Annotated in this window: 14 protein-coding genes; 7 read left to right on the top strand and 7 right to left on the bottom strand. The window is 66.6% G+C overall.

The genetic code is table 11. The features are described from left to right. Window positions 1-3 precede the first annotated feature (3 nt). Both argS and CX676_RS01290 read right to left on the bottom strand, forming a co-directional pair. Window positions 4-1746: an arginine--tRNA ligase gene (gene argS, locus CX676_RS01295; RefSeq protein ID WP_101754059.1), complete on the bottom strand. Its 1743-nt coding sequence runs from the start codon at window positions 1744-1746 to the stop codon at window positions 4-6. A gap of 159 nt (window positions 1747-1905) precedes the next feature. Next, window positions 1906-3885, bottom strand: coding sequence for a cation:proton antiporter (locus CX676_RS01290; RefSeq protein WP_101751007.1), 1980 nt, complete (start codon window positions 3883-3885; stop codon window positions 1906-1908). A 268-nt stretch (window positions 3886-4153) separates the two neighbouring features. Between CX676_RS01290 and CX676_RS01285 the strand changes: the two genes are divergently transcribed. Beyond that, on the top strand, window positions 4154-6244 hold the full coding sequence (locus CX676_RS01285) for a DEAD/DEAH box helicase (protein WP_101751006.1): 2091 nt from the start codon (window positions 4154-4156) through the stop codon (window positions 6242-6244). 9 nt (window positions 6245-6253) lie between these two features. Then, window positions 6254-7783 carry an apolipoprotein N-acyltransferase gene (gene lnt, locus CX676_RS01280; RefSeq protein ID WP_101751005.1) on the top strand — a complete coding sequence of 510 codons (1530 nt, stop codon included), beginning with the start codon at window positions 6254-6256 and terminating at the stop codon, window positions 7781-7783. A 16-nt stretch (window positions 7784-7799) separates the two neighbouring features. Here lnt and CX676_RS01275 read toward each other — a convergent pair whose 3' ends face one another. After that, window positions 7800-8363 (bottom strand): CAP domain-containing protein, encoded by a 564-nt coding sequence (locus tag CX676_RS01275; RefSeq protein WP_101751004.1) that lies wholly within the window; start codon window positions 8361-8363, stop codon window positions 7800-7802. 136 nt (window positions 8364-8499) lie between these two features. Here CX676_RS01275 and guaA point away from each other — a divergent pair, with 136 nt between their 5' ends. Then, window positions 8500-10062, top strand: a complete 1563-nt coding sequence (guaA, locus tag CX676_RS01270; protein ID WP_101751003.1) for a glutamine-hydrolyzing GMP synthase — start codon at window positions 8500-8502, stop codon at window positions 10060-10062. Window positions 10063-10106: 44 nt separating this feature from the next. Here guaA and CX676_RS01265 read toward each other — a convergent pair whose 3' ends face one another. Beyond that, the gene (locus CX676_RS01265) at window positions 10107-10733 is read right to left on the bottom strand and encodes a cation transporter (protein ID WP_101751002.1); all 627 of its coding nucleotides are present in this window, start codon (window positions 10731-10733) and stop codon (window positions 10107-10109) included. A gap of 73 nt (window positions 10734-10806) precedes the next feature. Here CX676_RS01265 and CX676_RS01260 point away from each other — a divergent pair, with 73 nt between their 5' ends. Further along, window positions 10807-11223 carry a MerR family transcriptional regulator gene (locus CX676_RS01260; protein WP_101751001.1) on the top strand — a complete coding sequence of 139 codons (417 nt, stop codon included), beginning with the start codon at window positions 10807-10809 and terminating at the stop codon, window positions 11221-11223. A gap of 75 nt (window positions 11224-11298) precedes the next feature. On the opposite strand, the gene CX676_RS01255 is transcribed toward CX676_RS01260, so the two are convergent. Continuing rightward, window positions 11299-12741: a YfcC family protein gene (locus CX676_RS01255; protein WP_198590254.1), complete on the bottom strand. Its 1443-nt coding sequence runs from the start codon at window positions 12739-12741 to the stop codon at window positions 11299-11301. A gap of 181 nt (window positions 12742-12922) precedes the next feature. Between CX676_RS01255 and CX676_RS01250 the strand changes: the two genes are divergently transcribed. From CX676_RS01250 to CX676_RS01240, 3 genes are all read left to right on the top strand, one after another. Further along, complete coding sequence (locus tag CX676_RS01250; RefSeq protein WP_101754057.1) at window positions 12923-13573, top strand: GntR family transcriptional regulator; 651 nt, start codon at window positions 12923-12925, stop codon at window positions 13571-13573. 66 nt (window positions 13574-13639) lie between these two features. After that, window positions 13640-14371, top strand: coding sequence for a DUF72 domain-containing protein (locus CX676_RS01245; protein ID WP_101751000.1), 732 nt, complete (start codon window positions 13640-13642; stop codon window positions 14369-14371). Beyond that, window positions 14368-15186 (top strand): GNAT family N-acetyltransferase, encoded by an 819-nt coding sequence (locus CX676_RS01240; protein ID WP_101750999.1) that lies wholly within the window; start codon window positions 14368-14370, stop codon window positions 15184-15186. Before CX676_RS01245 ends, CX676_RS01240 begins: the two co-directional genes overlap by 4 nt. Window positions 15187-15236: 50 nt before the next feature. On the opposite strand, the gene CX676_RS01235 is transcribed toward CX676_RS01240, so the two are convergent. Then, window positions 15237-16148: a hemolysin family protein gene (locus CX676_RS01235; RefSeq protein WP_232816550.1), complete on the bottom strand. Its 912-nt coding sequence runs from the start codon at window positions 16146-16148 to the stop codon at window positions 15237-15239. After that, on the bottom strand, window positions 16145-16687 hold the full coding sequence (ybeY, locus tag CX676_RS01230) for an rRNA maturation RNase YbeY (RefSeq protein WP_408634470.1): 543 nt from the start codon (window positions 16685-16687) through the stop codon (window positions 16145-16147). Before ybeY ends, CX676_RS01235 begins: the two co-directional genes overlap by 4 nt. Between the last annotated feature and the right edge of the window lie 4 nt (window positions 16688-16691).

The raw sequence follows: 16691 nt of genomic DNA, 5'->3' as shown, positions 1-16691 counted from the left end.
TGATCAACGCATTTCTTCCGCCGGATTGACGCCCAAGATAGCCAGACCGGATGAAATGACAACGCCAACCGCCCGCACCAATGCAATTTTTGCAGCGGTTGTGTCCTTATCGCCATCCTGGACAAAGCGCAGCGACAGGTCGTCATTGCCCCGGTTCCACAGCGAATGCAGGTTGGAGGCGATGTCATAGAGGAAGAAGGCGACCCGGTGCGGCTCATGCGCACGGGCAGCGTGCTCGACCAGACGTGGCCATTCTGCCACCTTCCGCGCCAGCTCCAGCTCGGCCTCGTGCCCCAGCCGCGACAGATCCGCCCCGGCCAGCGCCGCATCGGAGGTGTCGACACCCATCTCGGCCGCGCGCTTCATCACCGAGTTCGCCCGGGCATTGGCATATTGCACATACCAGACCGGGTTGTCCTTCGACTGCTCCAGCACCTTGGCAAAATCGAAATCCAGCGTCGCGTCGTTCTTGCGGGTCAGCATGATGAAGCGGGTCACATCGGCCCCGGCCTCGTCCACCACGTCGCGCAGGGTGACGAAGGTCCCCGCCCGCTTCGACATCTTGAATGGCTCGCCGTTCTTGAAAAGCTTCACCAGCTGGATCAGCTTGATGTCCAAGGGCACACGGCCATCCGACAGCGCCTGCACGGCGGCATTCATCCGCTTCACATAGCCGCCGTGATCGGCGCCGAAGACGTTGATCAGCTGATCAAAGCCGCGCTCAATCTTGTCCCAGTGATAGGCGATGTCGGGGGCGAAATAGGTCCAGCTACCATCGGATTTCTGGATCGGCCGGTCCTGGTCGTCGCCGAAGGCGGTCGAGCGGAACAGCACCTGCTCGCGCGCTTCCCAATCCTCGGGCAGCTTGCCCTTGGGCGGCTCCAGCGTGCCGGTATAGATCAGCCCGGCCGCCTCCAGCCGCGCGATCGCGCTTTCGATCTTGCCGGTGCCGTAAAGCGCCTTCTCGCTGGAATAGACGTTCATCGTCACACCCAGCAGCGCCAGATCCTCGCGGATCATCTGCAGCATGGCCTCGGTGGCAAATTCGCGGATCTCCAGCAGCCAGTCGGCTTCCGGCTTGTCGATCAGGCTGGTGCCGTATTTCGCCTTCAGCGCCTCGCCCACCGGGATCAGGTAATCGCCGGGATAGAGGCCCTCGGCGATCTGCGGTTCCAGCCCGTTGGCCTCGCGGTAGCGTTCATAGGCCGAGCGCGCCAGCACATCGACCTGCGCGCCGCCATCGTTGATGTAATATTCGCGGGTCACGTCATAGCCGGCGAAATCCAGCAGCGAGGACAGCGCATCGCCAAAGACCGCGCCGCGGACATGGCCCACATGCATCGGCCCGGTCGGGTTGGCGCTGACGAACTCGACGTTCACCTTCTCACCCTTGCCAGCCTGCGAACGCCCGAAATCCGCGCCCGCCTTCAGCGCGGCGGCGATCACCTGCTGCCACACCGAGGGCGCCAGCCGCAGGTTCAGGAAGCCCGGACCGGCCACCTCGGCCTTCTCGATGCGTTGATCCGTCAGCCGTGCTGCCAGCTTGTCAGCGATCTCGCGTGGCTTCAGCCCGGCGGGCTTGGCCAGCACCATCGCGGCATTGGTGGCCATGTCGCCATGGGCCGCATCGCGCGGCGGCTCGACCGTGACATTGCTGAAATCGAGGCCCGCAGGCAGCTCGCCCGCCGCCACCATGGCGTCCAGCGCCGCGATCACTTGGCCACGGATATCGGTAAAGAGGTTCATCATGCGCATCCTGAAATCTGCCTGCGGGTTAACGCTGCCACCCCCCAAAGGTCAACAGTGCCCTTCACCGGGGCCTGCAACTGGCCCCTGCCTCGCCACTTTCATCCTGGCGCAAATATCCCCGCCGGAGGCGTCCCTACCCGCCACCGGCGCGGCAGATCAGGCCTTGCCCTTGGTCTCGACCAGGTCCGGGTCGTCGCTGCCCTCGGCTGCGCCATTACCGGTACCGGTCTCCTCGGCCTGCGCCTTGCGGGTGGCCTCAGCCTCCTCGCGAGCGATTTGGCGGGCCTTGTCTTTCATCTCGGTCTGGGCCTCGTTCTCCTGCCGGATCTTCTCGGCGATCTCGGGCGGCAGCAGCGAGACGAGCCGGGTGCCGGCCTTGCCATCGATCTTCTCGGCATCCTCGACGAACCACAGATCGCCGCCCTGCACCACCACCAGCGGCACCGCCCCCTCGCGCGCCGCGCGCCAGTCATCCAGCGTGTATTCCTCGGTCAGGCGGGTGGTGCGGAAGATCCAGCCCTCCGCCAGAAGGTCCAGGTATTGCGCCAGCGTGCGACCACCCGCGATCTGCTGGCCGCCCAACTGGCTGGGCAGCGCGTGGCGGGCGCGATCCTCCTTGTGGCGGGCGACCTGCCAGATGCTGTCGCGGCCAAATTCCGGGCCAAGGTCGGTGGCGACCAGCGTGTTATAGGCGTCGTTGTCCGAGGCCGCGAGGATGGCCGAATAGGCGATGAACTCGACATTGTTATCCGCCGCCTCGCCCAGGATATCGCCGTAGAAGCTGGGCAGGCCCGCCGCCCGCGCCGTGCGCAGGTGGTCGCGGTTGGTGTCGGTGATCAGCACCTGCACATCGGCATTCTGCAGCGCCTTGGCCAGACCCGTCGCGAACAGCGAGCCACCGACGATCAAGAGGCCCGGCTTCTCGCCCGAGGTCAGGCCGAGATAGCGCGCGAGCGGCGCAAGGGTAAAGCCGTGCAGCACCACGGTCGCCAGCACCAGTACGAAGGCCAAGGGCGCGATCTGGCCGCCATCCGGCACCCCCACCGCCACCAGCCGCTCGGCAAAGACGCCCGAAACGGCGACCAGCACCACGCCGCGCGGCCCGGTCAGGGCGATCAACAGCCGCTCCTGCCAGCTGAGATTGGTGCCGGTCAGCGAGATCAGCACCGTCAGCGGCCGCGCCACGCAGACGACGAGGATCAAGAACAGCCCGGCCCGCCACCAGTTCAGCTGCGCCAGCACCTCGAAGCGGACACTGGCCGCCAGCAGGATGAAGACGCCCGAGACCAAGAGGATCGTGGCGTGCTCCTTGAAGCGGTGCAGCTCGTGATAGCTGGGCAGATCGGCATTGGCGATCATCAGGCCCATGACGGTCACGGCCAAGAGCCCGCTTTCATGCAGGATCGAATCCGAGATGGCAAAGACCGCCAGCACGCTGACGAAGAGAAGCGGCACCTTCATGTATTCGGGCACCCAGCCACGGCGGAAGGCGGTGACAATGACCCAGCCCCCGGCCAGACCCACGGCCACGGCGAAGGCGATGCCGAGGCCGAAATGCCCGAAGGCGGAACTCGCCGGCAAGTCGCTGTGAAAGACCGTCACGATCCCCAGCGCCAGCACCGCCGCCAGCGCGCCGATCGGGTCGTTGACGATGGCCTCCCATTGCAGGATCTGCGCCGGGCGCGAACGCAGCTTGGCAGTGCGCAACAGCGGCGCAATCACCGTGGGGCCGGTGACGATCATGATGCCGCCAAAGACCACCGCGCTTTCCCAGCTGAGCCCGGCGCCATAGGCCAGGGCCAGCGCCGAGGTCAGCCAGCCCAACGGCGCGCCGATATAGACCAGCCGCCGAACCCCTGGCCGCGCGTCGGCCAGTTGCTTGAAGCTCAAGGTCAGCCCGCCCTCGAACAGGATGACCGCGACGGCCAGCGAGATCATCGGCGCCACCAGGTCGCCGATATCGCGTGAGGGCACGAAGATGCCGGTGACCGGGCCGAGGATCAGACCGGCGGCCAGCATCAGCACGATCGCCGGCAACCGGAAGCGCCAGGCCAGCCATTGCGCGGCCACCCCGGCCACGCCCACGATGGCGAATGCCTCGATCGGGCTCAGCCCGCCTGCCGCTTCTGTCGCCATCTGATCCCGCCTGTCCTGTTCGCTTGATTGCACCCGGTGAACGTTACCCCCTGCCGGGAGTTCCGCCGGATGTCACGGTTTTTCACCCTGAAATCCGGGCAATATTGACGCAAGCCCCGGTTTCGTCTAGGGCAAGCCAGCCCGCATCCGGCGGGTCAAAGGCGGGGCGTGATGACGATGCGTCCCAGTTTTGCCGAACAGGTCCCGATCCGGGGCCTCGGCGTGGAACGCAGGTGCCAGATGGCGCATCACAGCAAGAAAGCTCCGAATGACCAAATTCTCTGACCTGAAGCTGGACCCCAAGGTCCTCAAAGCCATTGCCGAAGCCGGCTACGAGACGCCGACGCCGATCCAGGCCGGCGCCATCCCGCACGCGCTGGAAGGCCGCGACGTGCTGGGAATCGCCCAGACCGGCACCGGCAAGACGGCCAGCTTCACCCTGCCGATGATCACCCTGCTGGGTCGTGGCCGGGCACGGGCGCGGATGCCGCGCTCGCTGGTCCTCTGCCCGACACGGGAACTGGCGGCGCAGGTGGCTGAAAACTTCGACACCTATGCCAAGCACACCAAGCTGACCAAGGCGCTGCTCATTGGCGGCGTCAGCTTTGCCGAGCAGGACAAGCTGATCGATCGTGGCGTCGACGTGCTGATCGCCACGCCGGGCCGGCTTCTGGACCATTTCGAGCGTGGCAAGCTTCTGCTGACCGGCGTGCAGATCATGGTGGTCGACGAGGCCGACCGGATGCTGGACATGGGCTTCATCCCCGATATCGAGCGCATCTTCCAGCTGACCCCCTTCACCCGGCAGACGCTGTTCTTCTCGGCCACCATGGCGCCCGAGATCGAGCGCATCACCAACACCTTCCTGCACAGCCCCGAGCGGATCGAGGTCGCGCGCCAGGCCACCACGGGCGAGAACATCACCCAGCGGCTGGTCGAGATCACCCCCACCCGCCGCGACCAGACCGCCAAGCAGAAGCGCGAGCTGCTGCGCGCGCTGATCGATGCCGAGGGCGAGGCGCTGAAGAACGCCATCATCTTCTGCAACCGCAAGACCGATGTGGACATCGTCGCCAAGTCGCTGAAGAAGCACGGCTATGACGCTGCGCCGATCCATGGCGATCTGGACCAGAGCCAGCGGATGCGCACGCTGGACGAGTTCCGCGAGGGCAAGCTGCGCTTCCTCATCGCCTCGGACGTGGCGGCGCGGGGGCTCGACATTCCGGCGGTCAGCCATGTCATCAACTTCGACCTGCCCAGCCATTCCGAGGATTACGTCCACCGCATCGGCCGCACCGGCCGCGCCGGGCGCAAGGGCACCGCGATCAGCCTCGCCACGCCCTCGGACGAGAAATACCTCTCGGGCATCGAGAACCTGGTGAAGCACGCGCTGCCGCGCGGCGAGGTGCCCGAGGGCTTCTCGCTGTCCGAGGCCGCGCATTCCGCACCGCGCGGCGACCGGCGCGATGATCGCCGTGGTGATCGCGGCGAGCGTGGTGGCCGTAGCCGCAACCGCGATCGCGGTGACCGCGAGCGCCGTGAGCCGCGCGAGGATCGCCCGCGCGACGAGAATCGCAGCGAGGCCCGCAGCGAGCCGCGCCCGCAGCCGGAAGCCCGCGAGCAAGAGCGCAGCGCGCCCCGCAACGAGCCGCGCCAAGAGCGTGGCCATCAGGACCGCGGCCAGCAGGATCGGGGTCAGCAGGATCGGGGCTTTGACGGCAACCGCGACGGCAATCGCCGGGACCGTGATGGCGGGCGTGACCGCAACCGCGAGGGCGGCCGGGACAATCACCGTGACCGCCGCCGCGATCATGACCGTGGCCCCGAAGTCATGGGCATGGGCAACCATGTGCCGGAATTCATGACGCAAAGCTTCCGCCCGGTCGAATTTCCGCCGGAGACCGCCGTCGAGACGGTCGCCGAGGTGATCGCGGCACCGGTCGTCGAGGCCGTGGCGGCTGAAGCTCCGGCAGCCACCGAGAAACCGGCGGCGAAGCCCAAGCGCAACCGCCGCAAGAAGGCGGAACCGGCGGCAGAAGCCGCAACGGACGCCACGCCCGAAGCGGAAGTGGTCGCGGCGGCGGAAGCTGCCCCGGTGGCCGAGACCCCGGCCGAGGTCGTTGCAGAGAAACCGAAGCGCGCGCCGCGCAGCCGCAAGAAGCCGGTGACGGCGGAAGCGACCGAGGCCGCGCCTGCGGAAGCCGCCACCGAAGCCCCGGAAAAGCCCAAGCGCACCCGTCGCAAGAAGGCCGAGGTTGCGGCAGACCTCCCCGCCGAAGCCGCTGCCGAGCCGGCACCGGAAAAGCCCAAGCGCACGCGCCGCAAGAAGGTCGACGAGACCCCGGCCGAAACGGCCTGACCGCCGCCCATGCCTGATGCCAGCCAGCCGCCGCATGTCCGGCCGCCCCTGCGGGCGCGCCTGACCGGCTTGGCGATCCCCTTTGCCCTCGGGCTGGTCGCGGCCCTTGGCCTTGACCCGTTCGGCCTCTGGGGCGCGACGGTGCTGGCGCTGGCGGTTCTACTGTGGCGCCTTGCCCGTATCCCCGATCCCCGCGCCGCCTTCGGACAGGCGCTGGCGGCGGGCATGGGCTGGTTTGGCCTCAGCCTCAGCTGGATCATCGAGCCGTTTCTGGTTGAGCCAGAGGTCTACGGCTGGATGGCGCCCTTCGCGCTGATCCTGATGGCGCTTGGCGGCGGGCTGTTCTGGGCCGTCCCGGTCTGGATCGCGCATCGCATCGGCAGTGGCTGGCGTCTGCGCGTTCTCGGCATCGCCGCCGCGCTGGTGCTGTCCGACTGGTTGCGCGGCTGGATCTTCACCGGCCTGCCCTGGGCGCTGACGGGCCATGTCTGGATCGACACGCCGGTTGCGCAACTGGCCGCAGGACTTGGCGCCAGCGGTCTGTCAGCCCTGACGCTGATCGCAGCCGCCCTGCCCGCGCTTCTGTGGCGCCCCGCCGACAACCGCGCCGCCGGCTTTGCCCCGGGCGCGATCCTGACCGTGCTGCTGATCGGCGCGGTCTGGGCTGGCGGTCTGGCGCGGCTCGCGCGCCCGCTGCCCGAGGACCGGCCCTTCACCCTGCGGCTCGTGCAGCCCAATGCCGAGCAGGCGCTGAAATGGGACCCCGATTGGGCGCGGGTCTTCTATCAGCGGCTCATCGACCTTTCCGCCACGCCCGGCCCGCGCGATCTGGTCATCTGGCCCGAGACGGCGGTGAATTTCCTGCTGGAGGACGCGACGCCCGTCCTGCCCGATCTGGCCCGCGCCGCCGATGCGCCGCTGATCCTCGGCATCCAGCGAAGCGAGGGCAGCCGCTATTACAACAGCCTCGTGACGCTGGACCGCGCGGGAGCGGTGACCGGGCTTTACGACAAGTTCCACCTTGTCCCCTTCGGCGAGTATATCCCCTGGGGCGATCAACTGGCCGAGGTCGGGATCTCGGCCTTCGCCGCGCAGCAGGGCAACGGCTATTCCCCCGGCCCCGGCCCGATGGTCATGGCTGCGGGCGAGCTGCCGCCCTTCCAGCCGCTGATCTGTTACGAGGCGATCTTCCCGCAGCACCTGCGCGGGCTGCCCGAGCGTCCGGGCTGGCTCTTGCAGATCACCAATGACAGCTGGTTCGGCCAGTTCTCCGGCCCCTATCAGCATCTGGCGCAAGCGCGGCTGCGGGCGGTGCAATCGGGCCTGCCGCTAATCCGGGTGGCCAATACCGGCGTCTCGGCGGTGATCGACGCGCGGGGCGGGCTGCGCCAGACGCTGGGTCTGGGTGAGATGGGGGTGATCGACGCGCCCCTGCCCGGCGATCTGCCGGAAACCATCTGGATGCGCTGGGGCGACGGGCCGGTGGTGGCGCTGATGCTGGCTCTGCTGGCGATCAGCGCCGTGCGGCGGCGGCGCTGAGCGCCGCCACGGCGTCTTAGCAGCTGTCGCCGATGACGAGGCTCCACCAGCGCCGGCCATCGGGGCCAAGCGTCACGCCCGCACCCACATCATCGCTGAGATCGCCAAGCAATTGCTCGCGATGCGCAGGCGAGCCCATCCAGCGCGAAATCACCTCGTTCGCCGAGCCACCGACCGCGACCAGCTGGATCACGCCGCAGGTCGGATAGTTCACCGAGCGCGCCCGGTCGACGATGCTCGACCCGTTCGAGCCGGCCACCGTCGGCTTGCCGATCCGGGTCACGTCGCAGGCATGGCTCTGCGCGACCTTGTCCAACCGGCTTTCGGGGCTCAGGATCACCTTGCCTTCGGCTGCGCGGACGGCATTCACCGCCTCGACCATCGCGGCGGAATCGATGCCGTCATTGGAACAGCTGGGGGCCAGCGTCTCCTGCGCCGGATCGACCGGAACGCTGGTTTCAAGCGGCACGAGATCGGCTCCCTCGAGCGAAAGGCTGGGCGCGTCCGCCCCGCCGCCGGGCTGGCAGGCCGCCAGCAGCGCGGCACAGGCCGTCAGGGCGGTCAGTCGGATCAGGGTCATCGGCGCGCTCCTTGCACAGTCGTCTGTTTCGATTGATGATTTCGAACGCGAGACCGGCAGGTTCAGTTCCCCCTGCCCCCGACTCGCGCCCGTCTGGCCCCTTGCGCCATCCTGCGGCCAGCCTTAAAGCGCATCCATGACCCAGCATCAGCGCCTTCTCATCATCGATTTCGGCTCCCAGGTGACGCAGCTGATCGCGCGCCGCCTGCGCGAGCTGAACGTCTATTGCGAAATCCACCCCTACCAGAACGTCACCGATGCGTTCCTGACGGAGTTCGCGCCCAAAGCCATCATCTTCTCGGGCGGTCCCGACAGCGTGACCCGCCCCGGATCGCCCCGCCCACCGGCCTCGGCCTTTGACATGGGCGTGCCGATCCTCGGCATCTGCTATGGCCAGCAGGTGATGATGCAGGAACTGGGCGGGCTGGTCGAAAGCGGGCATGGCACCGCCGAGTTTGGCCGCGCCTTCGTGACGCCCGCCGATGACCGCCTTCCGCTGCTGGAAGGCTGGTTCGCCGATGCCGATGGTCGCGAGCAGGTCTGGATGAGCCATGGCGACCATGTCTCGAAGATCGCCCCCGGCTTCCAGGTCTACGGCACCTCGCCCGGCGCGCCCTTCGCCATCACCGCCGACCCGGCGCGCGATTTCTATGCCGTGCAGTTCCACCCGGAAGTGCACCACACTCCCCGCGGCGCGAAGCTTTACGAGAATTTCGTGAAGCTGGCGGGCTTCACCGGCGACTGGACCATGGCCAGCTATCGCGAGGAAGCCATCCGCAAAATCCGCGAGCAGGTGGGTGACAAGAAGGTCATCTGTGGCCTCTCGGGCGGCGTCGATTCTTCGGTGGCCGCCGTGCTGATCCACGAGGCGATCGGCGACAACCTCACCTGCGTCTTCGTCGATCACGGGCTTTTGCGGCTGAACGAGGCCGAGGAAGTCGTCACCATGTTCCGGGACAATTACAACATCCCGCTGATCCATGCCGACGAATCCGACCTGTTCATCGGCGCGCTGGAAGGCGTCAGCGACCCCGAGGTCAAGCGCAAGACCATCGGCAAACTGTTCATCGACGTGTTCCAGAAATACGCCAACGAGATCGAGGGCGCCGAGTTTCTGGCCCAAGGCACGCTCTATCCCGACGTGATCGAAAGCGTCAGCTTCTCGGGCGGCCCCTCGGTCACCATCAAAAGCCACCACAATGTCGGCGGCCTGCCGGAGAAGATGGGGCTGAAGCTGGTCGAACCGCTGCGCGAGCTTTTCAAGGACGAGGTTCGCGCGCTTGGCCATGAATTGGGCCTGCCGAAGAAATTCATCGGCCGCCACCCCTTCCCCGGCCCCGGCCTCGCCATCCGCTGCCCCGGCGAGATCACCCGCGAAAAGCTGGAGATCCTGCGCAAGGCCGATGCGGTCTTCATCGACCAGATCCGCAAGCACGGTCTTTACGACGAGATCTGGCAGGCCTTCGTGGCGATCCTGCCGGTGCGCACCGTCGGCGTCATGGGCGACGGACGCACCTATGACTTCGCCTGCGCCCTGCGTGCGGTCACCTCGGTCGACGGCATGACCGCGGATTACTATCCCTTCACGCACGACTTCCTCGGCGAGACCGCGACGCGGATCATCAACGAGGTCAAGGGCATCAACCGCTGCACCTATGACATCACCTCGAAGCCCCCGGGCACGATCGAGTGGGAATAAGCGACACGTGCATACGGGCGGGACCAAGGTCCCGCCCGTTCTCGTCAATGCGCATGTGCGCCTTCCTCGCGCCGCTCGGCCAGTGCCTGCCGGATGATCTGGAAGGCCGAGGACAGGAACAGCGTGGCCATGATCGCGGCGACGATCAGGTCGGGCCAGCCGGTCGCCGTACCCCAGACGCCGGCAGCGGCCAGCATCACCGTGACATTGCCGATGGCGTCATTGCGCGAACACAGCCAGACCGAACGCACATTGGCGTCACCATCCTTGTAGCTGACCAGCAAAGCCACGCTGGCAAGGTTCGCCGCCAGCGCCATCAGCCCGACGACCCCCATGATCTCGGCCTCGGGTATCTCGGTATAGAACACCCGCCAGAGGGTCGAGCCGAAGACCCAGAGCCCCATCAGCAAGAGGCTGACCGCCTTCGCCAGCGCGGCATTGCTGCGCACCCTCAGCGAGGCACCGATCACCGCCAGCGAAATGCCATATGTCAGCGCATCGCCGAAGAAATCCAGCGCATCCGCCTGCAGCGCCTGCGACTTGGCCAGCTGCCCCGCCGCCATCTCGACCGCGAACATGCCCGCGTTCAGCCCGATGACGATCCACAACCGCCGCCGGTAATCTGGCGAGACGCCGTCAAACTTGGTCTCGTGTCCACAACATCCGCTCATCCTTGAACCTCTTTCGAATCATCTCATCCTTGGTGTAATTCCTCTAGTGACTAGAGGATCAAGGATTGATTTCATGTTCACCATCGGCGAGCTGTCCCGGCGCACCGGCGTCAAGGTTCCGACCATCCGCTATTACGAGGAAACCGGGCTGATGCCCCCGGCCGAGCGGACCGAGGGCAACCAGCGGCGCTATGACCGGGCGGGGCTGGAGAAGCTGGGCTTCATCCGCCATGCCCGCGACCTGGGCTTCTCGATCGAGGCGATCGCGGCGCTGATCGAGTTGCAGGATCACCCCGACCGCTCCTGCCAGCAGGCCAACCAGATGGCCAATGCGCAGCTGACCGATGTCCGCCAGCGCATCGCGCGGCTGCGGGCGCTGGAGGCCGAGCTGATCCGCATCACCGAGGGCTGCAGCGGCACGGGCGAGGCCGGGGATTGCTATGTGCTGGCCTCTCTGGCCGATCACGGCGCCTGTCTGGCCGATCACTGACGCCTTCCCCAAATGACAGAGGCCAGGCATTGCACCTGGCCTCCTCCGCGTCGGGTGTCTCGGACTGATGGGAGGTCAGCCGATCCAACCCGTGGCTTGCGCATAGATCAGGAACAGCGCCGAGATCCCGACCCAGATGCCGAAAAGCGGCAGGAAGAACCGGACCCAGCGGTCCCAGGACACACCGGCCAGCGCCAGCGTCGCCATGAAATAGCCCGAGGTCGGGTAGAGGATGTTCGAGAGGCCATCGCCCAGCTGATAGGCCAGAACCGCGCTTTGCCGGGTCACGCCGATCAGGTCCGACAGCGGCGCCATGATCGGCATGGTGACCAGCGCCTGACCGCTGCCCGAGGGGATGACGAAGTTGAAGCCAAGCTGGGCGGCGAACATGCCGAGCGCCGAGAAGGTCGCGGGCAGCCCGCCGACCAGATCACCCAGACCGTGAACCAGCGTGTCCATGACCTGCCCCTGCTCCAGCATCACGGCGACGGCGCGGGCAAGACCGACGATCATCGCGCCCACCATCACATCGCGGAACCCCTGGTTGAAGGCCTCGCAGATCTTGCCGCTGCTGAGACCCGCGATCAGGCCGACGCTGATCCCCATGATGACGAAGAGCCCCGCCATCTCGGTCATGAACCAGCCACGGGTCAGCACGCCCCAGACCATCACCGCGAAGAAGCCCAGCACCGCGATCCCGCCCCAGGCCTGCCGGGTGGTAAAGCGCATCGGCGGCGTGTCGAGGTCATGGACATAGATCTTGCGCTTTTCCTGCTCCAGCGCGTTGCCGGCCATCAGGCTCTGCCCGGGATTGGCCCGCACCTTCAGCGCATAGCGCATCAGATACAGCACCGCCGCCCCGACCAGCGCGATGAACAACAGCACCCTGAGGCCGAAGCCGGAATAAAGCGGCAGCTCGGCAATGGTCTGACCCAGCCCGGTATTGATCGGGTTCAGCACACCCGAGGCGAAACCCGCCGTCGTCGCCAGCAGCGCCGTGCCCGCGGCCACCACCGAGTCGAAGCGCAGCGCGATCATCAGCGGCAGGATCACGGGCACATAGACCAGCGCCAGCTCCTGCGTGCCGATCAGCGTGGCGATGGTGGCGAAGGTCACCATCAGGACCGGGATCAACATCACGCTGCGCCCGGCAAAGCGGCGGGTCAGCTTGTCCACCGCCACGTCGATGATGCCGGTAAAGCGGATCACCATGAACATGCCGCCGATGATCAGGGTGAAGAACACCACCTGCGCCGCATCGATCAGCCCCAGCGGCACCGCCTTCATGAACTGCTCGATCCCGACCGGGGTCGGATCAATATAGCGGAAGGTGTCGGGGTCCACCGCGATCCGGCCGTTCGGCAGCGTCACCCGGTCATATTGCCCCGCCGGGATGATATGGGTCAGCAGGGCTGCGATGGCCGTGAACACGAAGAGGATCACGTAGATATCGGGCATCCGGAAGCGTCCGGGGGTCTCGGTCTCGTCTTCGCTGCGGTCGGTTACGCCTTCTGACATCGTCTTCTCCCGGCTGGTCGCGCCCTTTGCGCGGATGGATTGAAACTGTTTCCCTGAAATTCGTCTTGATATTTCATCTAACATGTTACCTGATAGGTGAAGAACCAGACTATATCGGAATCCGGGATACAGTCGTTTGGATTTCTTGAGAATGGGCCGGGCCGGTCAAGGAGATATCACCATGAAGCCGACAGAGGACCTGCAATCGGATCAGGCCTTCAAGATGCTGCTGGCGCAGTTGCGCAGCGGCCGCCTGCGCGGCAGCGCGCTTCTGGCCACGCCGGAACTGGTCGAACTGATCGGCTTCCCGCTCTCGGCCACGCGCGAGGCGATCAAGCGGGCCGAGGAACAGTCGCTGCTGCGCATCTTGCCGAAGCGCGGCGTGGTCATCATGGATACCGGACCCGAGACCACCCGCGCCTGCATGGACATGCGCGCCACGCTGGACAAGGAGGGCGCAAGGCGGCTGCTGGCCGCCGGCACCCCCGACCTGTCGGCCCTGCGCCGGGCGCATGAAACCTTGCTGGCCGAGGTCGAGGGCGATCCCGGCGCCGACCTGTCGCAGCGGGCGATCACCACCGACCTGTCGCTGCACGACTTCCTCGCCTCGGGTCTCGACAATCCCTTCCTGCAGCAGGCCTATGCCGCCAACCGCAACCGCATCGCCATCATCCAGAACGCCCGCAACTTCCTGCCCGACCGGGTCCGACCGGCCATGCAGGAGCATCTGCAGATCATCACCGCGCTGGAAAGCGGCGACAGTATGGCCGTGACGGAGCGTATCGATCACCATCTGAAGCTGACGCTGAGGTGGTGGGGGATCGAGGGGTAGCGGGGGGATCCGGTTGCGCAAGCGCAGCGCCACCCCTACCCTCCCCCCGAACCGAGGAGCAAACCCATGATCCGCATCGGCATCGGCGGCTGGAATTTTCCCGACTGGCGCGGCGGCGCCTTCTATCCAGAGGGTCTGCCGCAGAAGCGCGAGCTGGAATTCGCCAGCCGCGCGCTCACGAGCATCGAGATCAACGCCACCTATTACGGCAGCCAGAAGACCGAGAGCTTCCAGAAATGGCATGACGAAACGCCCGAGGATTTCGTCTTCGCGCTGAAGGCCAGCCGCTATGCCACCAACCGCCGCGTTCTGGCCGAGGCCGGCGACAGCGTGCAGCGTTTCCTGACCTCAGGCATCACCCGGCTCGGACAGAAGCTTGGCCCGATCAACTGGCAGCTGGCCGAGACAAAGCAATTCGATCCCGCTGATTTCGCAGGATTTCTGTCGCTTCTGCCCGACGAACAGGACGGCTTGCCCCTGCGCCACGCGATCGAGGCGCGGCATCTCAGCTTTGCCGACCCCGCCGCCGCCGATCTCTGCCGCGAGCGCAACATCGCGCTGGTCCGCGCCGGCGACAGCAGGTTCCCCGATATCGACACCCCGACCGCCGATTTCGCCTATCTGCGGCTGATGGGGACGCAGGATATCGACGGCGGCTATGACGCGGCGGGGCTGGAGACATGGGCGGGCGAGGCCCGCCGAATGGCCGATGGCCGCGACCTCTATCTCTATGTTATCTCTGGCGCGAAGCACCGAAACCCGGCCTGCGCACAGGCCCTGATCCAGAGGCTGGCATGAGCAGCTGCACCTGCGGACACCACCACTACCACCCCGCCGCAGCCTGCGACGACACGGGCACGCCCATCGCCCTCGACCGCCCGATGATCGCCCTGACCGGGCGCCTTATCTGCGCCGGGACCGCCGAGATGCTGACCGCGCTGACGCTTCTGCCCGATCACAGCCGCCTCAGCCGCGCCGAACCGGGGAACCTGCGCTTTGACCTTGCGCAAAGCGAGGACCCGATGGTTTGGACGCTCGACGAACTCTTCGCCGATGCCGAGGCCTACGCGGCCCATCAGGCACGCATGAAGGCCAGCGACTGGGGCCGGTCCTCGACCGGGATCCGGCGCGACTTCACCCGCAGCGAGGTGATCCCGTACCTGCGCGCGGAAACGCCCGCCGACCAGCAGGCCATCCACGCGCTGAACCTCGCGGCCTTCGGCGGCGCGGACGAGGCTGTGCTGGTCGATGCCCTGCGCCGCGACGGTGATCTGAACCTCTCGCTGGTCGCCGCTCAGGGCGGCACCATACTTGGCCATCTGGCCCTGTCGCCGATCTCGGCCCCCTTCCCGGCGCTGGCGCTGGCGCCGGTTGCGGTCGCTCCTGCGCTGCACGGACGCGGTATTGGCTCCGCCCTGATCCGCGCCGCCATCGCCGCCCGGCCGGGCTACAGCCTCATCCTCTTGGGCGATCCGGCCTATTACAGCCGCTTCGGCTTCCAGCCCGTGGAGCTGAAATCGCCCTATGCCGGCCCCTATCTGCAGGCCATCGGCGCGGGCCTGCAGCCCGGCGCGACCATCACCCATGCCCCGGCTTTCGCCGCCCTGGGCTGAGGCTTTCAGCTTGGCAAAAATATCCCCGCCGGAGGCTCCGGCGGCGCAGCCTACTCGGCGGCGACATTGGGCGCGCGCAGCCGCACCCGCTTGATCCGCCGCGGATCGGCATCGACCACCTCGAACTCCGCACCGGAATCATGCCCGATCACTTCGCCGCGCAGCGGAATGCGGCCGGTCATCATGAAGATCAGCCCGCCAAGCGTGTCGATCTCTTCATCCTGATCCTCGCTGCCAAGGCGCAGCCCGGTCTCGGCCTCGACATCGGACAACGGCGCGCGGGCCTGGATCAGCCATTGGCCCGGCTTCTCGCTGACCCAGAGACCGCCCTCGGTCTCGTCATGCTCGTCCTCGATCTCGCCGATCACCTGCTCGATCAGGTCCTCGATCGTCACCAGCCCGTCGACCCCGCCATATTCGTCGATGACCAGCGCCATATGCATCCGCTTCTGCTGCATCTGCTGCAAGAGCACGCCGATTGGCATCGACGGCGGCACATAGAGCAGTGGCCGCAGCATCGGTCGCAGCGTGAAGCGCCCGCCCTTGCCGAAACCGTGTTTCAGCGCGAGGTCCTTCAGGTGGATCAGGCCAAGCGGGCTGTCCAGCGTGCCGCGAAAGACCGGGATGCGGGAAAAGCCGTGCTCGCGGAACATCTCGACCAGGTCGTCCAGCGAGATGTTCGAGGGCGCGGCCACGATCTCGACCTTGGGGATGGCCACGTCATCGACGCGCATCCGCCGCAAGTTGACCATGCCGGGCGCGGGATGGGCAGTCGGGCTGCTGTCCTCGGCCTCGGCCTCGTCACCTGCCCTCTCGTCCTCGCTGCCAAAGATCTCGCCGAAGAAGCGTCCCAGGAAGCCACGTTGACTGGGCAGGTCGCGTCCGTCGCCTCCGACGCCATCGGCCGTGCCGGCCGGTTCGCCGCGAAGCGGAGGGGTGCTAGATCGGGGTTCGGAACTCATATGCGTGACTCTGAATACGGATCGGGAATGCCAAGGTTGAACAGGATTGAACGCTCGACCGCCTCCATGGTTTCGGCGTCGGCGTCGTTTTCATGGTCATAGCCGACCAGATGCAACCCGGCATGGATCAGAAGGTGGATGACATGATGGTCAAAGGGCTTGCCCTGCGCCTCGGCCTCGGCGGCGCAGGTGTCGAAGGAAATGGCGATATCGCCCCATTCCTCGTCCTCGGGCAGGTCGGGCCGGTCGCCGGGCTCATGCGGCTGATGCTCGACCGAGGGCCAGGAGAGGACGTTGGTGGCGCGCGGCTTGCCACGGAAATCGGCGTTCAGCGCGGCGATGCGGGCATCGTCGCAGCCCATGACCACGATCTCGCCCGTGGCGCCGAGCCACAGTTGCAGGGCATCGAGCGCACGTTCGGCCAGAGGCTCCAGTCCGGCCTCTTCCCACCGCTCGTCCTCGATCACCACATCGGGCGGCATCGGAGACGGAGGTTCGTCTTCCGCCTCGCCGGGTTCATGTTCGGGGGTCATGGACATCGGC

Origin of the sequence: Paracoccus zhejiangensis, from assembly GCF_002847445.1 — a bacterium.
In the GTDB taxonomy this organism is placed as follows: domain Bacteria; phylum Pseudomonadota; class Alphaproteobacteria; order Rhodobacterales; family Rhodobacteraceae; genus Paracoccus; species Paracoccus zhejiangensis.
The sequence above is the reverse complement of the archived record's forward strand: the minus strand, read 5'-3'. Positions and strand labels throughout refer to the sequence as shown.

Bases quoted from the DNA above. Each gene is read 5' to 3' on its own strand.
- argS (WP_101754059.1), bottom strand. From the start codon at position 1,746: ATGAACCTCTTTACCGATATCCGTGGCCAAGTGATCGCGGCGCTGGAC.
- CX676_RS01290 (WP_101751007.1), bottom strand. From the start codon at position 3,885: ATGGCGACAGAAGCGGCAGGCGGGCTGAGCCCGATCGAGGCATTCGCC.
- CX676_RS01285 (WP_101751006.1), top strand. From the start codon at position 4,154: ATGACCAAATTCTCTGACCTGAAGCTGGACCCCAAGGTCCTCAAAGCC.
- lnt (WP_101751005.1), top strand. From the start codon at position 6,254: ATGCCTGATGCCAGCCAGCCGCCGCATGTCCGGCCGCCCCTGCGGGCG.
- CX676_RS01275 (WP_101751004.1), bottom strand. From the start codon at position 8,363: ATGACCCTGATCCGACTGACCGCCCTGACGGCCTGTGCCGCGCTGCTG.
- guaA (WP_101751003.1), top strand. From the start codon at position 8,500: ATGACCCAGCATCAGCGCCTTCTCATCATCGATTTCGGCTCCCAGGTG.
- CX676_RS01265 (WP_101751002.1), bottom strand. From the start codon at position 10,733: ATGAGCGGATGTTGTGGACACGAGACCAAGTTTGACGGCGTCTCGCCA.
- CX676_RS01260 (WP_101751001.1), top strand. From the start codon at position 10,807: ATGTTCACCATCGGCGAGCTGTCCCGGCGCACCGGCGTCAAGGTTCCG.
- CX676_RS01255 (WP_198590254.1), bottom strand. From the start codon at position 12,741: ATGTCAGAAGGCGTAACCGACCGCAGCGAAGACGAGACCGAGACCCCC.
- CX676_RS01250 (WP_101754057.1), top strand. From the start codon at position 12,923: ATGAAGCCGACAGAGGACCTGCAATCGGATCAGGCCTTCAAGATGCTG.
- CX676_RS01245 (WP_101751000.1), top strand. From the start codon at position 13,640: ATGATCCGCATCGGCATCGGCGGCTGGAATTTTCCCGACTGGCGCGGC.
- CX676_RS01240 (WP_101750999.1), top strand. From the start codon at position 14,368: ATGAGCAGCTGCACCTGCGGACACCACCACTACCACCCCGCCGCAGCC.
- CX676_RS01235 (WP_232816550.1), bottom strand. From the start codon at position 16,148: ATGAGTTCCGAACCCCGATCTAGCACCCCTCCGCTTCGCGGCGAACCG.
- ybeY (WP_408634470.1), bottom strand. From the start codon at position 16,687: ATGTCCATGACCCCCGAACATGAACCCGGCGAGGCGGAAGACGAACCT.